The organism is Hydrogenovibrio sp. 3SP14C1 (assembly GCF_029625905.1).
Taxonomy (GTDB): Bacteria; Pseudomonadota; Gammaproteobacteria; order Thiomicrospirales; family Thiomicrospiraceae; genus Hydrogenovibrio.
This window is the reverse complement of record NZ_JARTLM010000009.1, coordinates 39,321-61,757: the sequence shown is the minus strand read 5'-3', so window position 1 is coordinate 61,757 and position 22,437 is coordinate 39,321. Positions and strand designations below refer to the sequence as shown.

The following is a 22,437-nucleotide window of genomic DNA, read 5'->3' as shown; positions in this document are numbered from 1 at the left end:
ATTAGTGCTTACTTTTTTGTCTGTTTTTTTAGATGATTTTTCTAAAAATAGGCCTGAATAAACTAGACGTTTCAGAGCAAATAAGGTAACTTAATGCAAACATCGATAAATAGACTGAATAACTATAACTGTGGGGCTGAGTAGATGGGTGCTGATATGGAGGCGATTAAAGATCAAATTGAACAGAATGAAGGTTCAGATGATCAAATATTAAGCTTTATCCTTGGAAGCGAAGAATACGGCGTTGATATCTTAAGAGTACAAGAAATTAAAGGCTGGGAACGCACCACAACCATTCCAAATGCACCGGATTATGTCAAAGGCGTGATTAATTTGCGTGGTGCAGTGGTCCCTGTTGTGGACCTAAGAATTCGATTTGGACTCAACGACATTACTTATGACGAAAGTACCGTTGTCATCATATTGCGTGCGACCGATGCATCCTCAAATACACAGAAAATTATTGGTGTCGTTGTGGATGGTGTGTCAGATGTCCATGCAATTGATTTAGGTAGCCTTCAAGCTTCACCAGAGATCAACGGTAGCATTCATACAGAATATGTTAAAGGCCTTGCCACCGTTTCAGAAAAAATGGTGATTGTTTTGCACGTTGATGAACTCGTCTCTTCTGGCATCTTAGAAGAAATCAAAAAAAGCCTGAATATAGACGAATAACTGTATAATAACGACAAATTTAATTTAAGTTTTAAAGAAATATTGAGAGGGTAACAATGTCCAAAATTCTTGCAGTAGATGATTCAAAGTCAATGCGCCAAATGGTAAGCATGTCATTAAAATCTGCTGGTCACGACGTGACAGAAGCTGAAGATGGTGCAATTGCATTAGATATTGCTAAAAAAGAACAGTTTGACTTAATCGTAACCGATATCAACATGCCTAACATGAATGGTATTGAGCTAATTCAAGCGGTTCGAGGCACTTTACCAAACTATAAATTCACACCTATTCTATGCTTAACAACAGAATCCTCTGGTGACATGAAAACCAAAGGTAAAGAAGCGGGTGCAACAGGTTGGATAGTGAAACCATTCAGCCCGGAAAAACTTCTATCCGTCATTAACCGTGTTTTATAAAACACACTACGTGAACAGAGGTTCTTATGAGCGAAAATACGATCGAATTGCCTGAAAACCTAACCATTCATCACATTGAAGAAGAGTTCAGTAATTTAAAAATCGCTTTTCAATCTGATGCAGAAACGTATAAGCTTGTTGCGGGAAATGTTGAAGCAATCGATACTTCTGGGTTGCAAGCCTTACTTGCCTTAATCAAAAGTGCAATGGCCAACCAAAAGCGTATTGAGTGGGACTCTCCCACCGATGTTTTAAAAATGGGTGCCGAGAAACTCGGTCTCACAGAAAAAATCGGCCTCACCTCTTAGTCATAAAAAGCCACTTTTTAGTGGCTTTTTTATTCTCTGGTCAACCCCATGACTAAATCAAACCATCACAACACCACTTTAGATCAAAAAGTTGCCATCACATTGGAGTATGACGGAGAGTCTGCCCCCAAAGTAACGGCAAAAGGGTCTGGAACACTTGCTGAACAAATCATCAAGATTGCTGAAGAGCATAACATCCCCATTACGGAAGATCACGATCTTGTGCAGCTTCTTTCCCAGGTAGAATTGGATCACGAAATTCCAGAGCTACTCTATGAAGCCGTGGTACAAGTGTTAATCTTTGCCTACCAACTCTCGGATAAAGAAATTCCTACCCCTCCTCAGGAAGCGTTGAAAACGGATGACGAATTCTCTTAACTAGAAACAAAAAACGACCAGGCCTGGTCGTTTTTCTTATTAAAGAACCGGGGGTTCACACCCTTATCAATCGTAGTACTAAGTTTGACCTGAAAACATACTGTCAACGTCAATTAGAACAATCACATCACCATTATAGTGTGCAATCCCTTGCAAGTATCGAGAAGCCCCTTCTTTTGTCGCTGACATGGGTTCAAATTGTGATTCAGGAATATCTTTCACTTCCATCACACAATCCACCATCATGCCGACAATGTTATCGGTATCTAACTCGACAATGATAATACGAGATAAATCATCTGCCGGTTTATAAGGTAATCCATAAGTAGTTCGGGTATCTACAACCGTCACGATTACCCCGCGAACATTAATCACGCCTAATACACTTGGCGCAGAACCTTCTACTTTTCGAATCGTCCCAACTCTTAAAACTTCTCGAATCTTTTTAACATTGATTCCATATACCTCAGAATCTAAGTTAAACATCACGCAACGAATGCTGGGGCCAACGTATTTCTCATCATCCTCATCGGTAATGACACCATCTAACAAATTGCTGGTTGACTGCATATTCGGTTCAGAGTCCATTTCTACTCTCCGTTTTAATATTGAAAGCGTTGAATTACGCCGGGTAAATCTAAGATCAAGGCAATATTACCGTTACCAGTAATGGTCGCGCCTGCATATCCCTCAAGATGCTTCATCATCACACCTAATGGTTTAATGACAACCTCTTCTTGTCCATTTACCTGCTCAACGACTAGACCGGCTCTTTGATTACCAATCGAAACAATAATGACTTTATCACCAGCATAGTTATCTTTTACTTGGTCCGGTGCGAGCCAGTCTGATAAGAACAATAAAGGAATACTTTTTTCTCTTAGGCGAACCATCATTTGACCATCTATACGGTTGATTTGAGAAGAATCATAATCAAATATTTCTTGCACACTGGTCAAAGGAATCGCATAACTATCATCTTCGAAAGAAACCATCAGCGTGGGTAAAATGGCCAACGTTAATGGCACACGAATTTTAATTTGCGTCCCTTCTCCTAAAACGGAATTAATATCGATACTACCATTCAGCTTAGTGATCATGTTCTTGACCACATCCATCCCGACACCTCGCCCAGAGATATCACTAATTTGATCCGCTGTTGAAAATCCTGCCGACATAATTAATTCAAAGGCTGCTTTATCATCCATTTGATTCGCAGACACCTCATCCATCATGCCTTTTTCAACCGCTTTACGACGCAGAACGTCAGGATCCATACCTTTGCCATCATCGGTGATGGACAATAGAATATGATCTCCCTCTTGCTCAGCCGCTAAAATGACCGTGCCTTTGCGTACTTTTCCAGCTTGCTCACGCACATCAGGCATTTCTACCCCATGGTCAACTGAATTTCGAACCAGATGCACCAACGGATCGGCTAAGGCTTCAACCAAGTTTTTATCTAAATCGGTCTCTTCCCCTTTTAGCTCCAGCTCAATTTCTTTACCTAATTTACGAGCAAGATCTCGAACAACACGAGGAAAGCGCCCAAAGACCTTTTTCACTGGTTGCATACGAGTTTTCATCACAGAAGCCTGCAAATCCGTCGTAACATGATCTAAATTACCAACGGCATTAGATAATGCCTCTTCAGGCCCATCACTTGATCTTAAGGTCAGTAAACGATTTCGAACTAGAACCAACTCTCCGACCAAATTCATAATTTCATCTAATCGACGTGTATCCACACGCACGGTAGATTCAGCACTGGCTGCTTTAGCTGCATCCGGTTTAGCGGCTTCCGGTTTCGATGCTTTCTTAGGCTCTGGTGGAGGTGTTGGTTTTGCAGGTTCAGGCGGAGGAGCCGGTGCAGATGACGCACTCTCTTTAGACTCTTCAAGCCCATCCATCATGTCTCTTTGATTTAAGAGGGCTTCAAATTCATCATCCGTAATATCACCATCCGGATCAACGTCATCAGGTAAAGCAAGTTTCGGTTCTTCAGATTCTGATTCATTGGAGCCTGAATTGTCTAACGCATCACGCTGATTTAAGAGTGCTTCAAACTCATCATCTGAAATTTCGCCATCCGGATCAACATCATCAGGCAGTTCTAATTTAGGCTGAGAGGAAGCTGCTTCTTCAGCAGGTTCAGGTTTTGGGGCCGCCCCACCTTTCCATAAAGCATCTAACTCAGACAATAAACCTTCATCTGCACTTTCAAACTCACGAACACCATCATTCAGTTGTTGAATATAATCACTGATCGCATCAAACGCTCGCATAATAATATCTGCGGCCGTTGCATCATAAGAAACATCGCCATTACGGATTTTATCAAAAACATTTTCAGCACGATGACACACTTCGATCAAAGGAGTAACCCCTAAAAAACCGGCCCCGCCTTTAATCGTATGGAACCCTCTAAAAACCGCATTCAGTAAATCTGAATCCGTTGGAGAGTTTTCTAGCTCGACCAGCTGTTCATCCAGCTGTTCAACCAGCTCTGATGCTTCGACTAAAAAGTCCTGTAAAATATCTTCATCCACAATGTGAACCCTCTTAAAGCTTTATCGTGTGGTTGCAGTGTGTCAAAAATACACCACTGAAATCATCTATTTTCAATTGCCAAACATAAAGCAATGAACGTGCCACTAGACAATTTCAAAAGATGCTCAAATGCCTAAATCTCCCAGCAAATCATCCACATCATCTTGAGAATTTACCACATTCTGCTGACTCGATTTCGTGACATTTGGACCAATACCTCTCATCTCTTCGGCTTTGCGCTTTTCATCCGATTCTGCTGGATCGGGAATATCATCAATGTGAATACCTGATTTATTAATCAACTCCATCAAACTCTGTTCAAGACTTGTCACCAGCATAATGACACGATTAAGCACTTGCCCGGTAAGGTCTTGGAAAGACTGTGCCATCATAATCTCAGTCACTTCAGACTGTGCTTTGTTGATGAACTCTTTTTGAGCGTCATCTGTTGCTTGTGACTCTAATGTCTCTAGCAAGGCAATGATATTTTCTGCCGCTGAAAGCGTTTTATTACTGGCTTCTTCCGTTGTTTGGATAACATATTCCAAACGTTCTGTTGCATCAGGCAACCCATGCTTGGTTTGCTGTAATAACATAGAGTCTGAACCAAACTGCTCAAGCGTGTCGTGTAAGTTTTGAGCAATTTGTTCAACCTGCTCTAACAGGTTGCTATCTCTAGTCGCGATAATGTCATCCAATGCCTGAGATGCATTATCATAATCTTCTTTTTCCATGGCCTTTAATAAAGCTTTTATTTGTTTTATTTTTATATTTTTCACAGTTCCCCCTCACTCAAAAAAAAAGCCCTATGCACTCGAGAGTACATAAGGCTTTTTAACTTTTCTTTAGATCACAACTTGCAAATCAAGCACCCGCTGCTTTTTTACGCTCTTCAACACGCTCAAAAATCTTTTGAATTTTGACATTCAACGTCGCAGCAGTAAATGGCTTAACAATATAGCCATCAACACCGGCTTCCGCTGCTTCTAAAATCTGACTGCGCTTCGCTTCAGCCGTGATTAACAAAAAAGGCGTTTCTTTTAACTTGTCATTGGCTCTAACATGACGAAGCAAATCAATCCCCGTCATTTCCGGCATATTCCAGTCACTGACAATAAAATCATACTTTCCACTTTGAATCATCGGCCAAGCTGTAGAGCCATCATCCGCTTCATCAAATTTGCTAAACCCTAATTCTTTTAATAGGTTTTTGACAATTCGTCTCATCGTCGAAAAATCATCCACTACCAAAATATTCATATCTCTATCGATTTGCATCTTTTTTCCTCAAATCTACTTTAAATCCAATCTTTAAGTCTTGATTTCAAACGTTTTATCGCTTGACTGTGAATCTGGCTTACACGAGACTCACTGACTTCTAAAACTTCACCAATTTCTTTTAAATTCAGCTCTTCATCATAATAAAGCGCCATCACTAATTTTTCTTTCTCGGGCAATTGTTGAATATGCTCCGCTAATGCACCTTGAAAATCAGACTCCACTAACTCTGAAATCGGCGTCTTAATCATTCCGATCATTCGATCTTCTGCTAATTCATCGTGATCAGGTTCATCGATAGATAAAAGCTGTGCTGAGTTGGTATCTTGAAGAACATGATAATATTCATCCAACGACACGCCCATTACCTCAGCTATCTCTTCATCTCGGGCTTCTCGTCCCTTTTTGGATTCAACTTTTAAAATCGCTTCAGAAACTTCTCTAGATTTCCGATAAACCGATCTGGGCGTCCAATCACCTTTACGAATTTCGTCGAGCATCGCCCCACGAATTCGAATACCTGCATAGGTCTCAAAGCTCGCCCCTTGTGTCGCATCAAACTTTTGTGAAGACTCAATTAAACCAATAATGCCTGACTGAATCAGATCGTCCACCATGACACTATCAGGTAGTCGTCCTTTTAAGTGGTAGGCAATTCGTTTTACTAGAGGCAAAAACGCCTCTATATTAATTGCAGCACCGGAAGTTTGTTTATGCACATTGGCGTACGCTTGCGTGCCAGTCATAAAGAGTACATTCCTTATCTATTCAGACGCAGTCTGAAATAAGCTTTCAACAAAAAACTGTAAATATCCTGTGACATCATTCGGGATAGGCCAGTCCTCAATTTTTTGTGCAACTTCTCGAAAGGCTTTTGCCGATTCACTCATTGGTTTACCGATGGTAACAGGCGTCTGTTTTTGAATCGCATCTCTCAAGTCATGATCAAATGGAATCGTTCCTAGATAGTCTATTGTAACATCAAGGAACTGTTCACAGACTTGAGAAAATTTATCATACAACATTCTACCGTGCTTCTCTGAACGTGCCATATTCGCCAGTAACTTAAAGTTTGTTAACTTATATTCGCGACTTAAGACTTTAATCAAAGCATAGGCATCGGTCATCGACGCCGGTTCATCCGTTACCACCACAACAACTTCTTGTGATGCACGACAGAAGCTGACCACACTATCAGCTATCCCAGCAGCCGTATCGATGATTAAAACATCCAGAATTCCATCTAACTCAGAAAACGCGTTAATTATTCCAGCATTTTCCATTGGGGTCAATTGAGCCATTCTTTTTACACCCGAGGCGGCTGGAATAATTTTCAACCCGCCGGGTGCATCGACCATGACTTCTCTTAGTGTTTTTTCCCCGTCAAGAACATGTGATAAATTATACTTGGTTTGCAACCCTAGCATAATATCAACGTTCGCCAATCCCATATCAGCGTCCATCAGCAAAACACGGTTTCCCATTTTACTTAAGGAAACCCCCAGATTAACTGAGACATTAGTTTTACCAACCCCGCCTTTACCACTGGCGACCGCAATCACTCTGACAGGTTTTCTTTTTCGCTCTGGTTTCACTTTTGATTCACCATTGTTATTGGTTTGCATTGCTCTTAATCCAGCTGCTTGATCATTGAGCATCTGAAATCTCCTTCCCCATTCCCATGCGGAATGCTTCATCTTCTTTTAAATGCTGGTTTTGATGCCCAAGTACCATTGCTTTATCCAGTAAATCCCTTGCTTTCACAGGCTCTAAATCTTCCGGCACTCTTTGCCCTCCTGATAAATAAGATAACGACAAATGGTTTTCAATCAGTACCGTTAAAATATTGCCTAGTTGTAATGCCTCATCGACTTTCGTCAAAATACAGCCTTTTAAACCGACTTGGTCGAAAGATTTTACAATATCTTTCATCACACTAAGTTGTGTTGCGGCTGACATCACTAAGTAGTTGCGAATATGATTCAACCCAGGTTTTTGTTTGGTTAATTGCTGTGTCAATAAAATATCTTTTTGGCTAATGCCTGCCGTATCAATCAAAATCAATTTTTTCGTCGCCAGCGAGCTTAGTAAGCTATACATTTCACCTTCTGAATTCACAACATGAACAGGCACGCCCATCATATCGGCAAAGGTTTTCAATTGTGCCTGCGCACCAATTTTGTAACAATCCGTGGTCACCAATGCAATCTGATTTGAACTATTTCTCATCACAAAGCGACTGGCCATTTTGGCTATTGTTGTCGTTTTTCCAACTCCCGTAGGTCCTACTAAAGCAACAATCCCACCAGATTCAATAATATCTTTTTCATCAACGGGAACCATTGCTTCAATCGAACCCAGAATTTCTGACCAGGCCTGGTCATTATTTGCATTAACTTCCGAAACTAATCGCTGCGCCAGATCCCAGCCAATTCCGAGCTTCACCAGTCGTTTGATAAGATGAATTTTATTAGGGTCCTGCGTTTCCGACTGATTCCATGCCAATCCCGAAAGCTGATTCTCCAGCAATTGTTTCACCGCTTTCAACTCGTCGGACATTTTGGCAATTTCAGAATTGTTCTGCATTGAAGCCGCACTATATTGCATATCAGACTCGGGTGACTGATAACTGACCCGCCCTTGCGCAGGGACTTCTTCTTTAAACTGTTGTGCTTCAGGATCAATCGCCGCTACAACTTCAACACCATCATCCGTTTTACGTGTCGACATAATGACAGCATCATCGCCAAGTTCGTCTCGAACCAGTACCATCGCTTTTCGCATATTCGGAGCAAGGTATCTCTTCAGCTTCATCTACCCTCCTTGCCCTACATTGGCAACAACACTAATGCGACGATTTTCTGGCACTTCCGAATAGGCCAGAATATGTAGGTTCGCCAAGCTAAATCTAAACAATCGTGCCAACTGCGCTCGAATCTGAGGTGCCACCAATAAAACTGCTGATTGTCCCGTCATTTCTACTTTCTGCGCTTCTTCTTTTAATGTCGTATGTAACCTTTCCGCCAACCCGGGTTCAATGGCCAGTTGCCCTTCAGGTGCACCTTGAGATGCTTGTAGCAACAACTGTTCCAACCCTGGCTCCAAGGTAATCACTTTTAATTCATCATTCGAGCCCACAATACCCTGCACAATAGAACGGCCTAAAGCGGCACGAACATGCATCGTCAGCTCCATCGGGTCTTGAGTTGAAGAGGCTCGTTCAGTCAATGTCTCTAAAATGGTACGCAAATCTCGAATAGACACTTTTTCAATCAATAGATTTTGCAGCACTTTCACAACCACGGCTAAAGACATACGATCCGGTACTAATTCATCAACCAGTTTAGGAGAATTCTGTTTTAACTTATCAAGTAACTTCTGCGCCTCATCATACCCTAGCAATTCAGAAGCATAATCTTGAATCACCTGGCTGATATGGGTTGCAACGACGGTACTAGAATCAACAACAGTATAGCCAAGTGCTTGTGCCTGCTCTCGATCAGAAGGTGCAATCCAAACTGCATCCAGTCCAAATGTTGGGTCTTTGGTAGGCGTTCCTGCCACTTCACCAAATACCTGCCCAGGATTAATCGCCAGTTCTTTATCAGAAAAGACCTCCCCTTCTCCCGAATCAACCCCCATCAACATGATTTTATATTGATTAGGTTTTAAATCCAAATTATCGCGAATATGCACAGGGGGGACTAAAAATCCAAGCTCTTGGGATACTTTACGACGCACGCCTTTCACACGCTCAAGCAGTTGACCATTTTGTGCTTGATCTACCATTGGAATTAAACGGTAACCAACTTCCAACCCTAAGACATCAACGGACTGAACATCATCCCAGCTTAACTCTGGCGCAGTGGTTTCTTCGTCCTCAGATTCTTCTGTTGCAACAGACTCAAGTGGCGGTGCCTCCTGTTGTTTTTTATGAATAAAGTAAGCACCTGCGCCCGCTATTGCAGCAAATGATAAAAATGCCAAGTTTGGCATCCCTGGAATCACACCAAACACCGCAACGATCCCAGCAGTCATCCCCAACGCCTTTGGGTTTGCAAACATTTGCGTTTGCACCTGTTGTGTCATATCTTCTTTGTCGCCTGACACACGTGTCACAATAATGGCAGTGGCGGTTGATAGAAGTAGAGAAGGGATTTGGGCAACCAAACCATCCCCAAGTGTTAATAAGGTATACACTTCAATAGCACTGGAAAAGGTCATATCATGCTGCCCCATCCCAATTGCGAACCCACCAATCAAGTTGATAAATAAGATCACAATCCCAGCAACCGCATCCCCTCTTACAAACTTACTGGCACCGTCCATTGAGCCATAAAAATCTGCTTCTGAGGTCACTTCAATTCGTCGGATTTGGGCTTCTTCCTGGGTAATTAATCCCGCATTAAGATCGGCATCAATTGCCATTTGCTTCCCAGGCATTGAGTCCAATGTAAATCGGGCACTGACTTCGGCAACGCGCCCCGCCCCTTTAGTAATAACCACAAAGTTAATAACGACAAGAATCGCAAACACCACCAAACCGACTGCGAAGTTCCCGCCAATAACAAACTCACCAAAGGCTTCAATGACGTTCCCCGCTGCACTGGGTCCGTTATGACCTTCTAGTAAAATAACGCGAGTGGATGCGATATTCAATGCCAGCCTGAATAAGGTGGCCAATAAGATAATAGTAGGGAAAACAGCGAAATCTAACGGTCGTTTGGCATACAAAGTGACCATCAAAACAACGAGAGAGAGTGCGATATTAAAAGTAAAAAAGACATCAAGCAAAAACGGAGGTAATGGTACAACTACCATTGCCAACAACGCTAAAACAGCAATAGGAATCCCTAAACCATTTTGGAAATATATTTTTATTTGATTTAGTATCTGATTAAAATCCATTCAAACTCAGCTTTTATTCACTTTCGCTCGGTGTTGCATCTGTCTTCATCTCCTCTGGAATAGGTAGATTCTCAAAATCAACGCGTTCTGTTCTTTGACCATCTCGTAACTGATAAACATAAGCCAATATCGCAGCCACAGCTCTAAACAATTCATAGGGAATTGGACGATCAACTTCCGCATTATAGTATAAAGCACGCGCTAGAGGGGGAGCTTCTATCAACGGAATATTATGCTCTTTTGCCAGTGTTCTAATTTGAGCCGCCATAAAATCTGATCCCAAGGCTAAAACCATCGGTTCGGCCATTTCATCTGGTGCATATTTCAAAGCCACAGCAAAATGTGTCGGGTTGGTGATTACCACATCCGCTTCGGGCACTTTTTGCATCATCCGTTTTTGAGACATCTCCCTTTGAAGCTGTCGAATACGTCCTTTAACCTCAGGGCTCCCCTCTTGTTGTTTATGCTCTTCTTTAACTTCCTGTTTTGTCATCTTAAGCTGTTTAATGTGCTGATGAACCTGAAAAGGCACATCAATCGCAGCAATCACAATCAAAGACAGACTGATAAAGATAAAGGCCTCAATAATCAACTGGCCTGCATGCGCTAAACCTTGCTTAGGAGGCTCGATCCCAATACTGATAATTTCTTCATAGGAGTGCCATAAAAAAAATCCAGCCACGACAGACACCAACGTGAACTTTGCAAATGCTTTAAACAACTCCATTAGCGCATTCATAGAAAACATTTTCTTAATGCCGCTAACCGGGTTGAGTTTACTGATTTTTGGCGCCAGAGCCTGCGTACTGAAATTCCACCCGCCTAATAACATTGGCGAAACAATTGCAATCAACACCATCAGCAGCAGAAACGGCACAATCATATAAATCGATTGTACGATCAAGCCTAAAATAAGGTTGCTCGCCATCTGAAAATCAAAAGCATGAGAACGATCAAAACTTAAGCCTTTAATAAAAATAACTTCAAAATCCTGAAGCATTTGTGCGCCGAAAAAAAATAAAAAAACCGCCGCGCCCAATGTCATCAAAAGCGTTGTCAACTCTTTAGAGCGAGGCACCTGCCCTTTTTCACGAGCTTCTCGGAGCTTTTTCTCGGTGGGTTCTTCGGATTTTTCTGTACCGTCTTCGTTTTCAGCCATACTCTAGAAAACCTAATTTGAGTCTAAGTGCCTAAAAATCCATTCAGGAATTTAATTTCAGCTGCGCTAACAGCTCAAATGCTGCTCTCATTAAAATCTGTAAGTTTGGATAGAGTAAAGGCGTGATAAATATCAACATAATCAACCCAACCAGCAAAGTAACTGGGAAACCTACTGCAAAAATATTCAATGCCGGTGCCGCTCTCGCAACGATCCCGAACGCAATATTAACCAAAAGCAAGGCTGTAACCAAGGGTAAAGCAACCATCACGCCTGATTCAAACATCTGACTTCCAAATCCATAAATCAGTTTTAAACTGTCTTGCGTAAAAAAGTGCAACCCAATAGGTAACGTTTCAAAACTTTGTAATACCGCTTTAAAAACCAAAATATGACCGTTCATCAGCAAAAACAACAAGGTCGCTATAATCGCAAAATAACGCCCAATAATCGGCGTATTAACCCCTGTTGCCGGGTCAACCATACTCGCCATTGCTAACCCCATTGACATAGATGCCAGATGCCCTGCGATAACAAATGCCTGGAAAACCACTGCAAAGATCAGCCCGATCGCAACACCAATCCCTAACTGTTGAACAATCAACAAAATGCCGTGCCAAGTAAAAGGGTCAACTGGTGGTGGCAAAGCCAATGAAGGCGCAATTGCAAGCGTAATAAAAACAGCTACTAATAAACGAACATTCATCGGCACATAACTTCCCGATAAAATCGGAACCATTAATAACATGCCGCTAATACGGATAAAGGGCCAAAAATAAAGCCCCATCAATTGCAGAAACTCCGTATAACTAAAGCTCATGAACGCCGTCCGTCAATAAAGTCTTACCAATACTTAAATAGGATTTAACCAATGAAAGCTGGAATGTTTTCAATCAATTCTCGCGAAAAAGAGACCAATGTCGTGAGCATCCAAGGACCCGCTACGACTAAAACGAACCCAACAATGGCAACTTTTGGAATAAAACTCAAGGTCATTTCGTTAATTTGCGTGGCGGCCTGAAACATCCCCACCAATAACCCAACCGCTAAAGCAGGCAGGAGTAACGGTGCAGCCAACATGGCCACGACTTCTAACATCTTCTGACCAATCGTCAATACAAATTCTGGTGTCATCAGATACTTCCTCCGGCTACCACAAAACTGTTAGCGAGCGTTCCCATAATCAGGGCCCAACCATCAATCAGTACAAACAACATAATTTTAAATGGCAAAGAGATAATCATGGGTGACAACATCATCATCCCCATGGACATCAGCAAGGTTGCCACCACTAAATCAATAATCAAAAATGGAATAAAAATCATAAACCCAATCTGAAAAGCCGTTTTCAGCTCACTGGTCATATAAGCTGGAATCAAGACTTTAAAAGGAACCGATTCAGGGTCAGTTAACTGAATATCTGCCATTTCGGCAAACATCCCTAAATCATCTGATCGTGTTTGTTGAATCATAAACTGGTGAACAGGCACTTTCGCAATGTCGATGGCTTCTTTAAACTTAACCTGTTCCTCTAAATAAGGGCTGACTGCATCATCATAAATTTTATCTAACACTGGCGACATAATGAATAAAGTCAAAAATAAGGCCAAACCAACTAATATCTGATTAGAGGGCGTTTGCTGGGTTCCTAAAGCTTGGCGCAACAGGGCAAGCACCACGACAATTCGCAAAAAAGATGTCATGGCAATCAAAGCCGCTGGCAATAACGTCAACCCCGTCATCAACAGCAAAATTTGCATCGTTAATGTATAGTCTTGATTACCTGCAGCATCCGTCTCTACCGTGAAGGCAGGAATACCTGGTTCGGAGAACGCCATAATAGGGAAAAACAAAAGGGCAATTCCAAACATTGGGCGAACGTATTTTTTCATTGATTTCATGCTCTAAGAACTTTCTTTTTTATTCAGTGCTTCCTGTAGACGCTTCGCAAAAGCATTTCCGACAGGCTGTGATTCTTCAATTTCAACCGGCTCTTCTAGCTCATGTAATAATGAAACACGGCTCGCAGTGACACCAATTAAAAGTTGTTTCTTCCCAACTTCCATCAATACAACCCGCTCCCTTTGACCTAAGCTCATCACGCCCAACACTTTCATTTGAGCCCCTGCCAGACCATTAATTCTGCCAAAACGCTTTAAAAGCCATGCTGCAGCAAAAATAATCAACAGAATAAAAATAAGAGAGAGAGAAATCTGAGTAATATAATTACTCGGTTCAAGAGATGGAGAAAGGGATTGCGTTTCAGAGGTTGCTGAAAAAACAGAGAAATTCGCTCCTAAAAGAGCAAAAAACAACCAGGCCTGGGTGATTTTATGATGTAAATTTTTCATGACATCAATTGTAATGGATAACGCTTTAAAGTGTAAGAATTTTCACTAAGCATCACTTCAGGCGAAAAGCCTTTTTTGACAAGGGTTAAACACTTTTTTCTGCAATCACAAAAGCAATGGCGTAATGAACTTCATCACTGATGCTAATCGACCAATGATCAATCCCGAGTTGCTGAGCAATTTCAGCGGTTTTTCCAGTCAATTCAATGAGTGGTTGGCCATGATTTGTATGACCAATTATCATATCGGTAAAACAAACCCCTTGAGTAAACCCTGTTCCCAGCGCTTTTGAAATCGCTTCTTTTGCTGCCCAACGCTTAGCCAGAAACTTTTCAGGCTGTGCATGTTTCTCAAACCTCTTCAACTCTTGTGGCGCCAAGATACGCTTTATGAACGCTTCTTTTCTTTTAGCCATCAATGCAGAGATTCTGGCAATTTCAACGAGGTCTGTTCCGATACCGACAATCACAATATTATCCTAAATATGCCTGCTGACGGGCTTCAATCATCAAGCGTTTCATCTCTGAAACCGCTCCTGGCAAGCCTGAGAAAATAGCTTGTGCAATAATCGCGTGTCCGATATTCAATTCTTCAATTTCCTTAATCGCCGCAATCGCTTGCACATTATGGTAGTGCAATCCATGTCCTGCATTGACTGTTAACCCAAGCGAAACCGCCAAATCGGTTGCTTTTCGAATACGATCTAGTTCCTTATTTATGTCAGCAGGATCGGTTAACTCCGCATAGGTGCCGGTGTGAATTTCAATCACAGGTGCGCCCACTTCTTTAGCCGCATGGATTTGAGCATCATCGGCATCAATAAACAATGAGACACGCGTCTTATTCTCAGCTAACTGAGCACAATAACCGGTCAACCACGCCTTTTGCGAAGCGACATCCAGCCCGCCTTCTGTGGTTAATTCTTCACGTTTCTCAGGAACCAAACAAACATCTTCAGGCTGGCATTTCAAAGCAATTTCCAACATTTCCTGCGTTGCTGCCATCTCCAGATTTACTTTTGTCTGACGTGACTCTGACAAACGATAAACATCTGCATCCTGAATATGACGACGATCTTCACGCAAATGCAATGTAATACTGTCGGCACCGGCCATTTCGGCATCTAAGGCTGCTTTGATCGGATCAGGATATCGAGTCCCTCTCGCTTGACGCAATGTAGCAACATGATCAATATTTAAACCTAAAAAAATAGGATTCATAGTTTTTCCTTCGTACTGATGAATAAACACTCTGGTTTATTACGTTATGATTGAAACAATGATCGGGTCTGAATAGGCTTATGACCTAAGTATGGCATGAGAACATATCGAAATAACCGCTTCCATTCAGTCAAACATGATTCACAATACGTTTTTTGTGCGAACAGCAACAGGCATTGACCCGAAACAACAATGCCTTGATTTTGATCCAGCGAGATTTGAGAAAAAGGTTCTGGGAAAAGGCCTAATTCTATGTGAAAAAGATATTTTTTGTCGGCTTGAATCGGTTGCTGATAATAATCCACTTCCGTTTGAAAGGCATATCCCAATTCTGACAATAAAGCGAACTCGAACTTTCTTAAGACCCAAGCTTGTTGATTACGATTTTCTGCAATCGCTAAGTCATAAAGTGCTTGCTGGTATTCCGTAAACAACTGACTCACTTCCAAAGAAGGGTAAAGCAGTCGATACAGTAATTCATTCAAATATAACCCACAAATACTGCTTTCACCGCCTAAAGGAAAGCGAATATGACTGGGTTCTAACTGCCTTAAAGAAACCAAGTCCGATTGGCGATTGACATTATCGCGCCAGCTGATATTAACCCCCTGAAAAGGTTGTAACCAAGCCTGTTTTACCTGGGCTGTTTTGCTACTGGAGCGCACGCCTTTAACCACCGCATTCTGTTTACCAAAATCTGGGGTGAAAAACGTCACCAATAAACTCGTTTCGCGATAAGAACGACGATGTAATACAAACGCCTGTTGCTCGATATCTGTCGCCAACACGCTCTCCTACTCAGTACAGGACTCGATAACGTTAACGATGATCTTCGGTATACCCTAAACTTGCCAACGCTCGTTCATCATCTGACCAGTTCTCTTTAACCTTGACCCACAATTCAAGGTGCACTCGACTATCTAACAAATTCATAAGATCCTTTCTAGCTTGAATCCCCATCTGCTTGATTTGTTCACCTTTTTTCCCAATCACAATTTGTTTTTGCCCTGATCTTTCTACCAAAATCAACGCATTGATATGCCAGCGTTCCTCTTCCTTATCAAACGTAAACTGTTCGATTTCCACCGTTGCGCCATAAGGTACTTCATCCCCTAAAGTTCGCATCAACTTTTCACGCACTATTTCTGATGCGAGAAAACGGCTCGATCGGTCAGTAATATAGTCTTCAGGAAAAATCGCTGGCTGCTCAGGAATATGTTTTAGAATCTCAGTTTCAATAACATCAAACCCAGATTTAGTATAGGCCGAAATAGGAATCAAAGCTTCGAAAGGAACTTTCTCTCCAACTTTTTGTAAAAAAGGAAACAGCTCTTCTTTCTTTTTGAATTTATCAATTTTGTTAACCAGTACAATCACCGGCACATCTAAGTTTTGACACTTATCAGCCACAGCTTGATCTTCTTTTGACCAACGCCCCGCTTCGACAACAAACAAAACCACATCAACATCACCAAAAGCGCTGTTGGCAGCCCTATTCATATAACGGTTAATCGATTTCGATGCCCCTAAATGCATCCCCGGGGTATCGACAAATACTATTTGAAAATGCTCTGTAGTATGAATACCGTGAATTCTATGACGCGTGGTTTGTGGTTTGGGTGAGGTAATACTCAACTTCTGCCCCAGCAAGCCATTCATAATAGTTGATTTACCCACGTTTGGACGCCCAATGACTGCAACAAACCCAGCATGATAAGGGGGATTATTCACAGATGCTTCTTCTGGAGTTTCACTTGCTTCAGTCATTATCATTCTCCAAGATATCCAATGCTTCCTGCGCCGCTACTTGTTCCGCTTTTCGGCGATTCGTCGCGGTGGCTTCAAATTTTCTATTTAATTTTGCAACATAACAAGAAACGGTAAATTCCTGCGCATGGGCTGGGCCGTTAACCGTCATAACGCTATATTCGGGTAACTGCTCTCGATTGGATTGCAAAAACTCTTGTAGACGTGTTTTCGGGTCTTTTCCAATCTTTGATGGATCCAGCACCTTTAAGCGATCATTATAAAGCCGCATCACAAAAGCACGGCAGGCATCTAATCCACCATCTTCATAAACCGAAGCGATTATTGCTTCCACGGTATCTGCAATAATCGATTCACGGCGATAACCACCGCTTTTCAATTCGCCTGGCCCAAGCATCAGATAATCAGATAACTGATATTCTTTACCAATTTTAGCCAACGTTTCGCCTTTGACTAAAAAGGCTCGAATACGACTCAAATCGCCTTCAGAAATTTTATAAAACTGATGAAACAAAGCATCCGCAATCATAAAGTTAACAAGGCTATCACCTAAAAATTCCAGTCTTTCATTATTCTTCGCTCCCATACTACGATGAGTCAAAGCTCTTTTTAGGAATTCAATATCATTGTATTGATATCCTAAAGCTTTAGAAAGTCGATTCAGCTTCGCCTGTTTTTCAACTTCAGACATCTTATTCGATTCCCTTGCCAATGCGGTCAAACTGGACACCATCGTCCCAATTCATCCAAATACCAAAGGCTTTCCCTTTGAGATTTTTTTCAGGTACGAATCCCCAGAAACGACTGTCATTACTATGATCTCGGTTATCGCCCATCATGAAATAATGACCTTCTGGTACGACAACTGTATTCATGTCTTGGCTATTTTTCTCTCGATCAGAAAGCACTAGATGCGAGGCATCTCCTAAGTTTTCTTGCATCAGAGAAGCGCCATTCATTACCTTGCCAGAGCCTTCGCCCTCATATTCTCCCAAGAAAGTTTGTTTGGCTGGTTTGCCATTAATGAAAACCGTTCTACCAATATAAGTAATCTCATCACCAGGTAAACCAACGACTCTTTTAATGTAATCTACATCAGGATCTTTAGGGTATTTAAACACCACTACATCCCCTCGCTTTGGCTCTCCTATCGGTAAGATCTTTGTCTGTGTCACAGGCAACTTAACCCCATAAGCAAACTTATTCACGACGATGAAATCCCCAATTTCCAATGTTGGATACATGGAACCCGATGGGATTCTAAAAGGCTCAATCACAAAAGAGCGAAGTACCAGTACAACCAAGAATACCGGAAATAAAGAACGAGAATACTCGATCAAAATCGGTTCTTTCTCTGTCGTGACTGATCGCTCTCTTTTTGGGCGCCAAACAGTTCGATCTACATACACAACAACACCTGTGATGGCCGTGATAATGACTAAAATTAACTCAAAACTCATTGGGATCTTCTCTTAATCTTCTTCTGAAGTATTTAACACAGCTAAAAACGCTTCCTGTGGTAGCTCGACACTCCCAATGGATTTCATACGTTTTTTACCCTCTTTTTGCTTCTGCAATAGTTTTTTCTTACGCGAGACATCGCCCCCGTAACATTTGGCTGTTACATTCTTACGCAACGCTTTTACATTTGTTCTGCCGACAATTTTAGCACCAATCGCAGCCTGTATCGCAACATCAAACATTTGACGTGGGATAATCTTTCTAAGCTTCTCGATTAACACTTTACCTCTTTGTACCGCTGTTGTTTTATGGACAATAATCGCTAAGGCATCAACAGGCTCATTGTTTATCAAAAATTCCAACTTAACAAGATCATCTGATTGGAAACGTTTAAAGTCATATTCCATTGAAGCATAACCACGACTGGTCGACTTCAACCGATCAAAAAAGTCCAACACCACTTCATTCAAAGGTAGCTCGTAATGAATAGACACTTGATTACCGACATACTGCATATCTTTTTGAACACCACGTTTTTCTAAACATAGCTTCATGACTGCACCAACAAACTCATTTGGCACCAAAATATTAGCTTGAATAATAGGTTCACGAATTTCATCAATCAAACTCGGGTCAGGCAGACTTGAAGGGTTATCGATGTTTAATAACTCACCTTTTTTCGTCAAAACTTCATAAACAACCGTTGGCGCTGTCGTAATCAGATCCAGATTATACTCGCGTTCCAGTCGTTCCTGAATAATCTCCATGTGCAGCATTCCAAGGAAGCCACAACGAAAACCAAACCCAAGTGCATCAGAACTTTCTGGCTCAAAATGTAACGCCGCATCATTCAAGCGTAACTTACGGAGCGCTTCTCTTAAGTCTTCAAAATCTTCTGAACTGATTGGAAACAAACCGGCAAACACTCGAGGTTTAACCGGTTTAAACCCTGGTAAAGGAGCAGATTCATTACCGGAAATGGTAATCGTATCCCCGACCGGGGCCCCGTCAATATCTTTAATTCCTGCAATGACATATCCAACTTCACCTGCCGACAATGACTCTTGTGGCGTTCGCTTAGGCGTAAAAATCCCCACTTCATCAACGGCATATTCTTCTTTCGTGGACATGATTTTCATTTTGGTTTTTTTACGGATCTTGCCGTCAATGACCCGAACCAAAGAAACCACCCCTAAATAATTATCAAACCACGAATCGATAATCAGAGCCTTTAACGGCGCATCCAAGTCCCCTTCTGGCGCAGGAATTTTACGAACAATCTCTTCTAAGGTTTCTTTAATTCCAATACCTGACTTGGCACTGGCTTGCACTGCATCGTGTGCTTCAATACCAATAATCTCTTCAATTTCATCCACCACGCGTTCAGGTTCTGCAGCAGGTAAATCAATTTTATTGAGTACGGGCAATACTTCCAAGCCTTGCTCAATCGCGGTATAACAGTTTGCAACCGTTTGGGCTTCTACCCCTTGAGAAGCATCCACCACCAGCAGAGCGCCTTCACAAGCGGCCAGAGAACGAGAAACCTCATAAGAAAAATCAACATGCCCAGGTGTGTCGATAAAATTCAATTGATACGTCTTGCCATCATCCGACAAATACTTCAATGTCACACTTTGTGCCTTAATGGTAATCCCGCGCTCACGCTCCAAATCCATTGAATCTAATACCTGAGCTGCCATTTCGCGATCTGTTAAACCGCCACACAAATGGATAAACCGATCTGCGATAGTCGATTTACCATGGTCGATATGAGCAATAATTGAAAAGTTACGAATATGTTCAAGCTGGTTTGACATCTATGCCTCAATTTTTAAACAGTAGTCGATTCATTAAAATAAACTTAAAAAAACTTACAAAAAAGGGTGTCTAGTTCTTTTAAGCTAGACACCCTTCGCATCAAAAACATGAATGAATCGTTTGATAACAAATATCCGCGTATTTTACGCTAAATTGTTATAAATCTCACTTGTTTATAAGATTTAGTTGCCTCAAACCTCATCATGATTGCTTTAACACCAGAGGAAGGAACACAGATCGATTCCCTCTGACCACTCTTACAGGAAGAGAACGGCCTTTAGGTGCTGTTGCAACAATCTTATTCAATGCAGCAACCGACTTAATGGGCTTGAAGTTAATTGTCACCAAAATATCTCCCGGCAAAATACCTGCTTGATCTGCCGCGCTACCTCGCTTGACTTTAGAGATTCCAACACCAAAAGGCAAATTCAACTTATCAAGCACCTTCGGGTCAATCTCTTTCATCATCACGCCTAGGGTTGTATTTTCCGCGTCAGCTCCTGAAGCCGCCACATTCATATCACCCAACGATTTCAATTTAACCGTCAGCGTTTTGTAGTCACCATTTCTTAAAATTTTAACTTCAATAGGTTCTCCGACAGAAGAGTTCCCAACAATCGGCGGTAAGTCCGCTGATTTCTGAATCGTCCGGCCAGCAAATTCGATAATAATATCACCAGGCTGAATACCGGCCTCGCTGGCGGCTGAATTTTTCTCTGTTGAAGTGACTAACGCCCCCATAGGTCTTTTCATATCAAATGATTTTGCCAAGTCGCCGGACACTTCCTGTACCCCGACCCCTAAATAGCCGCGTTCGACATGCCCGTTAGCTTTAAGCTGTTGCGCCACATCCATCGCAATATCAATCGGAATCGAAAAAGAAAGTCCCATTGAGCCACCACTGTTACTATAAATCTGTGCGTTAACACCAACCACTTCCCCGCTGGTATTCAACAAGGGACCGCCCGAGTTTCCAGGGTTAATAGCGACATCGGTCTGAATGAAAGGCACATAAGTATCATCAGGTAAAGAGCGTCCCAAAGCACTGATAATGCCATGAGTAACCGTGTAATCCAACCCGAAAGGTTCCCCAATCGCCATAACCCATTGCCCAACTTTCAAATCTTTAGACGTGCCAATCTTAGCAACCGGAAGATTTTTAGCATCCACCTTAATCAAAGCAATATCAGAGCGCTCATCCGACCCAATGATTTTTGCCTTAAGCTCTCTTCGGTTACTTAACTTCACCACAATATCATCCGCATCAGCAACAACATGATGGTTGGTAATGATATATCCGTCTGCTGAAATAATGAATCCTGACCCCAGAGAACTCACTTGCTCTTGATGTCCACCTCTTGGATTTTGCCCTTCAGGAATTCCAAAAAAGTAACGTAACATCTCATCAGGCACCCCTTTCAGTTGAGGGTGTTCAGGTCTCTCAATTTTTTTCGTCGTGCTGATATTAACAACCATAGGACTATTTTCAGACGCCAGTTGCGAAAAGTCCGGTAATGAAATTGTCGGTCCGGCAGCTTGTGCAGACGAAAAACTCACTGCCAACACCAGAGCCATCAAAGCACCATACAGGGATTTTAATTGTATTTTCATTTTGTCTCCTTTACGAAGATTGCATTATTTTTTTTAAAACAGGTAACTGAGGTCGATAATATTTTTTTGTCACTCTCCAACCCAGAAACAATCCGATCAAGCCACCAAGCAAAGCCCCCCCATCTTTCGAAGGCATTTGAAAGAGAGACGTCAAAGCGACCTGAAACAAGATTGCACCTATAAACAGTCCTAATAATGGTACGCCATACCCCATTAAGGAATGTTTAATTAAATGTGACTCATCCATTGAGAGAATGACCTCATCCCCCTCTTTCGCGCCAAGGTCGTTAACCACTTGAATAGGCGTTGTTGATTTAGGCGAGAACAATTGCGCCAATACCGAGGTGCCGCACCCTTTTTGGGTTTGACAACCGCTACACCCTGTTTCACGTTTAGTTGAAACATAGGCCATGCCTTTTTCTACCTTTTCCACTCGCCCTTGAGCAAGCAGTTCTCCCTCATCGGAAACCGATTCGGTTTTTAACAAGTCGTGACCTTCCATCTTTCAGCAACCCCGTCCCTTTTAGTATTAAG

At 41.9% G+C, this 22,437-nt stretch carries 26 protein-coding genes; 4 read left to right on the top strand and 22 right to left on the bottom strand.

The features are described from left to right. The first annotated feature begins 144 nt into the window (after positions 1–144). Genes P8629_RS08830 through P8629_RS08815 form a run of 4 tightly spaced genes read left to right on the top strand, consistent with a single transcriptional unit; the run spans position 145 to position 1,780 of the window. Positions 145–675, top strand: coding sequence for a chemotaxis protein CheW (locus P8629_RS08830; RefSeq protein ID WP_278165764.1), 531 nt, complete (start codon positions 145–147; stop codon positions 673–675). Positions 676–731: 56 nt separating this feature from the next. Further along, on the top strand, positions 732–1,094 hold the full coding sequence (locus P8629_RS08825) for a response regulator (RefSeq protein WP_278165763.1): 363 nt from the start codon (positions 732–734) through the stop codon (positions 1,092–1,094). Positions 1,095–1,120: 26 nt separating this feature from the next. After that, complete coding sequence (locus P8629_RS08820) at positions 1,121–1,402, top strand: STAS domain-containing protein (protein ID WP_278165762.1); 282 nt, start codon at positions 1,121–1,123, stop codon at positions 1,400–1,402. Positions 1,403–1,450: 48 nt separating this feature from the next. Beyond that, positions 1,451–1,780 carry an EscU/YscU/HrcU family type III secretion system export apparatus switch protein gene (locus P8629_RS08815; protein WP_278165761.1) on the top strand — a complete coding sequence of 110 codons (330 nt, stop codon included), beginning with the start codon at positions 1,451–1,453 and terminating at the stop codon, positions 1,778–1,780. Positions 1,781–1,858: 78 nt separating this feature from the next. On the opposite strand, the gene P8629_RS08810 is transcribed toward P8629_RS08815, so the two are convergent. The 22 genes from P8629_RS08810 to P8629_RS08705 all read right to left on the bottom strand — a co-directional run bounded on the left by P8629_RS08810 (position 1,859) and on the right by P8629_RS08705 (position 22,405). Continuing rightward, positions 1,859–2,368, bottom strand: coding sequence for a chemotaxis protein CheW (locus P8629_RS08810; RefSeq protein ID WP_278165760.1), 510 nt, complete (start codon positions 2,366–2,368; stop codon positions 1,859–1,861). A gap of 14 nt (positions 2,369–2,382) precedes the next feature. Next, on the bottom strand, positions 2,383–4,329 hold the full coding sequence (locus tag P8629_RS08805; RefSeq protein WP_278165759.1) for a chemotaxis protein CheA: 1,947 nt from the start codon (positions 4,327–4,329) through the stop codon (positions 2,383–2,385). Between the two features lie 126 nt (positions 4,330–4,455). Then, the gene (locus P8629_RS08800; RefSeq protein WP_278165758.1) at positions 4,456–5,064 is read right to left on the bottom strand and encodes a protein phosphatase CheZ; all 609 of its coding nucleotides are present in this window, start codon (positions 5,062–5,064) and stop codon (positions 4,456–4,458) included. Between the two features lie 130 nt (positions 5,065–5,194). Continuing rightward, the gene (locus P8629_RS08795; RefSeq protein ID WP_442908696.1) at positions 5,195–5,608 is read right to left on the bottom strand and encodes a chemotaxis response regulator CheY; all 414 of its coding nucleotides are present in this window, start codon (positions 5,606–5,608) and stop codon (positions 5,195–5,197) included. A 20-nt stretch (positions 5,609–5,628) separates the two neighbouring features. Beyond that, positions 5,629–6,354, bottom strand: coding sequence for an RNA polymerase sigma factor FliA (locus P8629_RS08790; protein WP_278165757.1), 726 nt, complete (start codon positions 6,352–6,354; stop codon positions 5,629–5,631). 18 nt (positions 6,355–6,372) lie between these two features. Further along, entirely contained in the window at positions 6,373–7,266 is an 894-nt protein-coding gene (locus P8629_RS08785; RefSeq protein ID WP_278165756.1) for a MinD/ParA family protein, read from the bottom strand. Continuing rightward, positions 7,256–8,422, bottom strand: a complete 1,167-nt coding sequence (gene flhF / locus P8629_RS08780; protein ID WP_278165755.1) for a flagellar biosynthesis protein FlhF — start codon at positions 8,420–8,422, stop codon at positions 7,256–7,258. The genes P8629_RS08785 and flhF overlap by 11 nt, the downstream gene beginning before the upstream one ends. After that, positions 8,423–10,516: a flagellar biosynthesis protein FlhA gene (flhA, locus tag P8629_RS08775; RefSeq protein ID WP_278165754.1), complete on the bottom strand. Its 2,094-nt coding sequence runs from the start codon at positions 10,514–10,516 to the stop codon at positions 8,423–8,425. Positions 10,517–10,529: 13 nt separating this feature from the next. Further along, positions 10,530–11,675, bottom strand: a complete 1,146-nt coding sequence (flhB, locus tag P8629_RS08770; RefSeq protein ID WP_278165753.1) for a flagellar biosynthesis protein FlhB — start codon at positions 11,673–11,675, stop codon at positions 10,530–10,532. Between the two features lie 43 nt (positions 11,676–11,718). Beyond that, positions 11,719–12,495 carry a flagellar biosynthetic protein FliR gene (fliR, locus tag P8629_RS08765; RefSeq protein ID WP_278165752.1) on the bottom strand — a complete coding sequence of 259 codons (777 nt, stop codon included), beginning with the start codon at positions 12,493–12,495 and terminating at the stop codon, positions 11,719–11,721. Positions 12,496–12,539: 44 nt separating this feature from the next. Then, the gene (fliQ, locus tag P8629_RS08760; protein ID WP_278165751.1) at positions 12,540–12,809 is read right to left on the bottom strand and encodes a flagellar biosynthesis protein FliQ; all 270 of its coding nucleotides are present in this window, start codon (positions 12,807–12,809) and stop codon (positions 12,540–12,542) included. Then, on the bottom strand, positions 12,809–13,567 hold the full coding sequence (gene fliP, locus P8629_RS08755; RefSeq protein ID WP_278165845.1) for a flagellar type III secretion system pore protein FliP: 759 nt from the start codon (positions 13,565–13,567) through the stop codon (positions 12,809–12,811). Before fliP ends, fliQ begins: the two co-directional genes overlap by 1 nt. Before the next feature lie 12 nt (positions 13,568–13,579). Continuing rightward, a complete protein-coding gene (fliO, locus tag P8629_RS08750; RefSeq protein ID WP_278165750.1) occupies positions 13,580–14,026 on the bottom strand; it encodes a flagellar biosynthetic protein FliO in 447 nt (148 codons plus the stop codon). 85 nt (positions 14,027–14,111) lie between these two features. After that, entirely contained in the window at positions 14,112–14,495 is a 384-nt protein-coding gene (acpS, locus tag P8629_RS08745; RefSeq protein ID WP_278165749.1) for a holo-ACP synthase, read from the bottom strand. Between the two features lie 4 nt (positions 14,496–14,499). Continuing rightward, positions 14,500–15,246 carry a pyridoxine 5'-phosphate synthase gene (pdxJ, locus tag P8629_RS08740; protein ID WP_278165748.1) on the bottom strand — a complete coding sequence of 249 codons (747 nt, stop codon included), beginning with the start codon at positions 15,244–15,246 and terminating at the stop codon, positions 14,500–14,502. A gap of 44 nt (positions 15,247–15,290) precedes the next feature. Continuing rightward, complete coding sequence (gene recO / locus P8629_RS08735) at positions 15,291–16,034, bottom strand: DNA repair protein RecO (RefSeq protein WP_278165747.1); 744 nt, start codon at positions 16,032–16,034, stop codon at positions 15,291–15,293. A gap of 31 nt (positions 16,035–16,065) precedes the next feature. Next, on the bottom strand, positions 16,066–17,013 hold the full coding sequence (gene era / locus P8629_RS08730) for a GTPase Era (protein WP_278165746.1): 948 nt from the start codon (positions 17,011–17,013) through the stop codon (positions 16,066–16,068). Continuing rightward, a complete protein-coding gene (gene rnc / locus P8629_RS08725; protein ID WP_278165745.1) occupies positions 17,006–17,704 on the bottom strand; it encodes a ribonuclease III in 699 nt (232 codons plus the stop codon). The genes era and rnc overlap by 8 nt, the downstream gene beginning before the upstream one ends. A gap of 1 nt (position 17,705) precedes the next feature. Further along, positions 17,706–18,473, bottom strand: a complete 768-nt coding sequence (lepB, locus tag P8629_RS08720; RefSeq protein ID WP_278165744.1) for a signal peptidase I — start codon at positions 18,471–18,473, stop codon at positions 17,706–17,708. A gap of 12 nt (positions 18,474–18,485) precedes the next feature. Then, positions 18,486–20,291, bottom strand: a complete 1,806-nt coding sequence (gene lepA / locus P8629_RS08715; protein WP_278165743.1) for a translation elongation factor 4 — start codon at positions 20,289–20,291, stop codon at positions 18,486–18,488. Between the two features lie 202 nt (positions 20,292–20,493). After that, complete coding sequence (locus tag P8629_RS08710; protein ID WP_278165742.1) at positions 20,494–21,903, bottom strand: DegQ family serine endoprotease; 1,410 nt, start codon at positions 21,901–21,903, stop codon at positions 20,494–20,496. Positions 21,904–21,913: 10 nt separating this feature from the next. Next, entirely contained in the window at positions 21,914–22,405 is a 492-nt protein-coding gene (locus tag P8629_RS08705) for a SoxR reducing system RseC family protein (RefSeq protein WP_278165741.1), read from the bottom strand. Positions 22,406–22,437 lie beyond the last annotated feature (32 nt).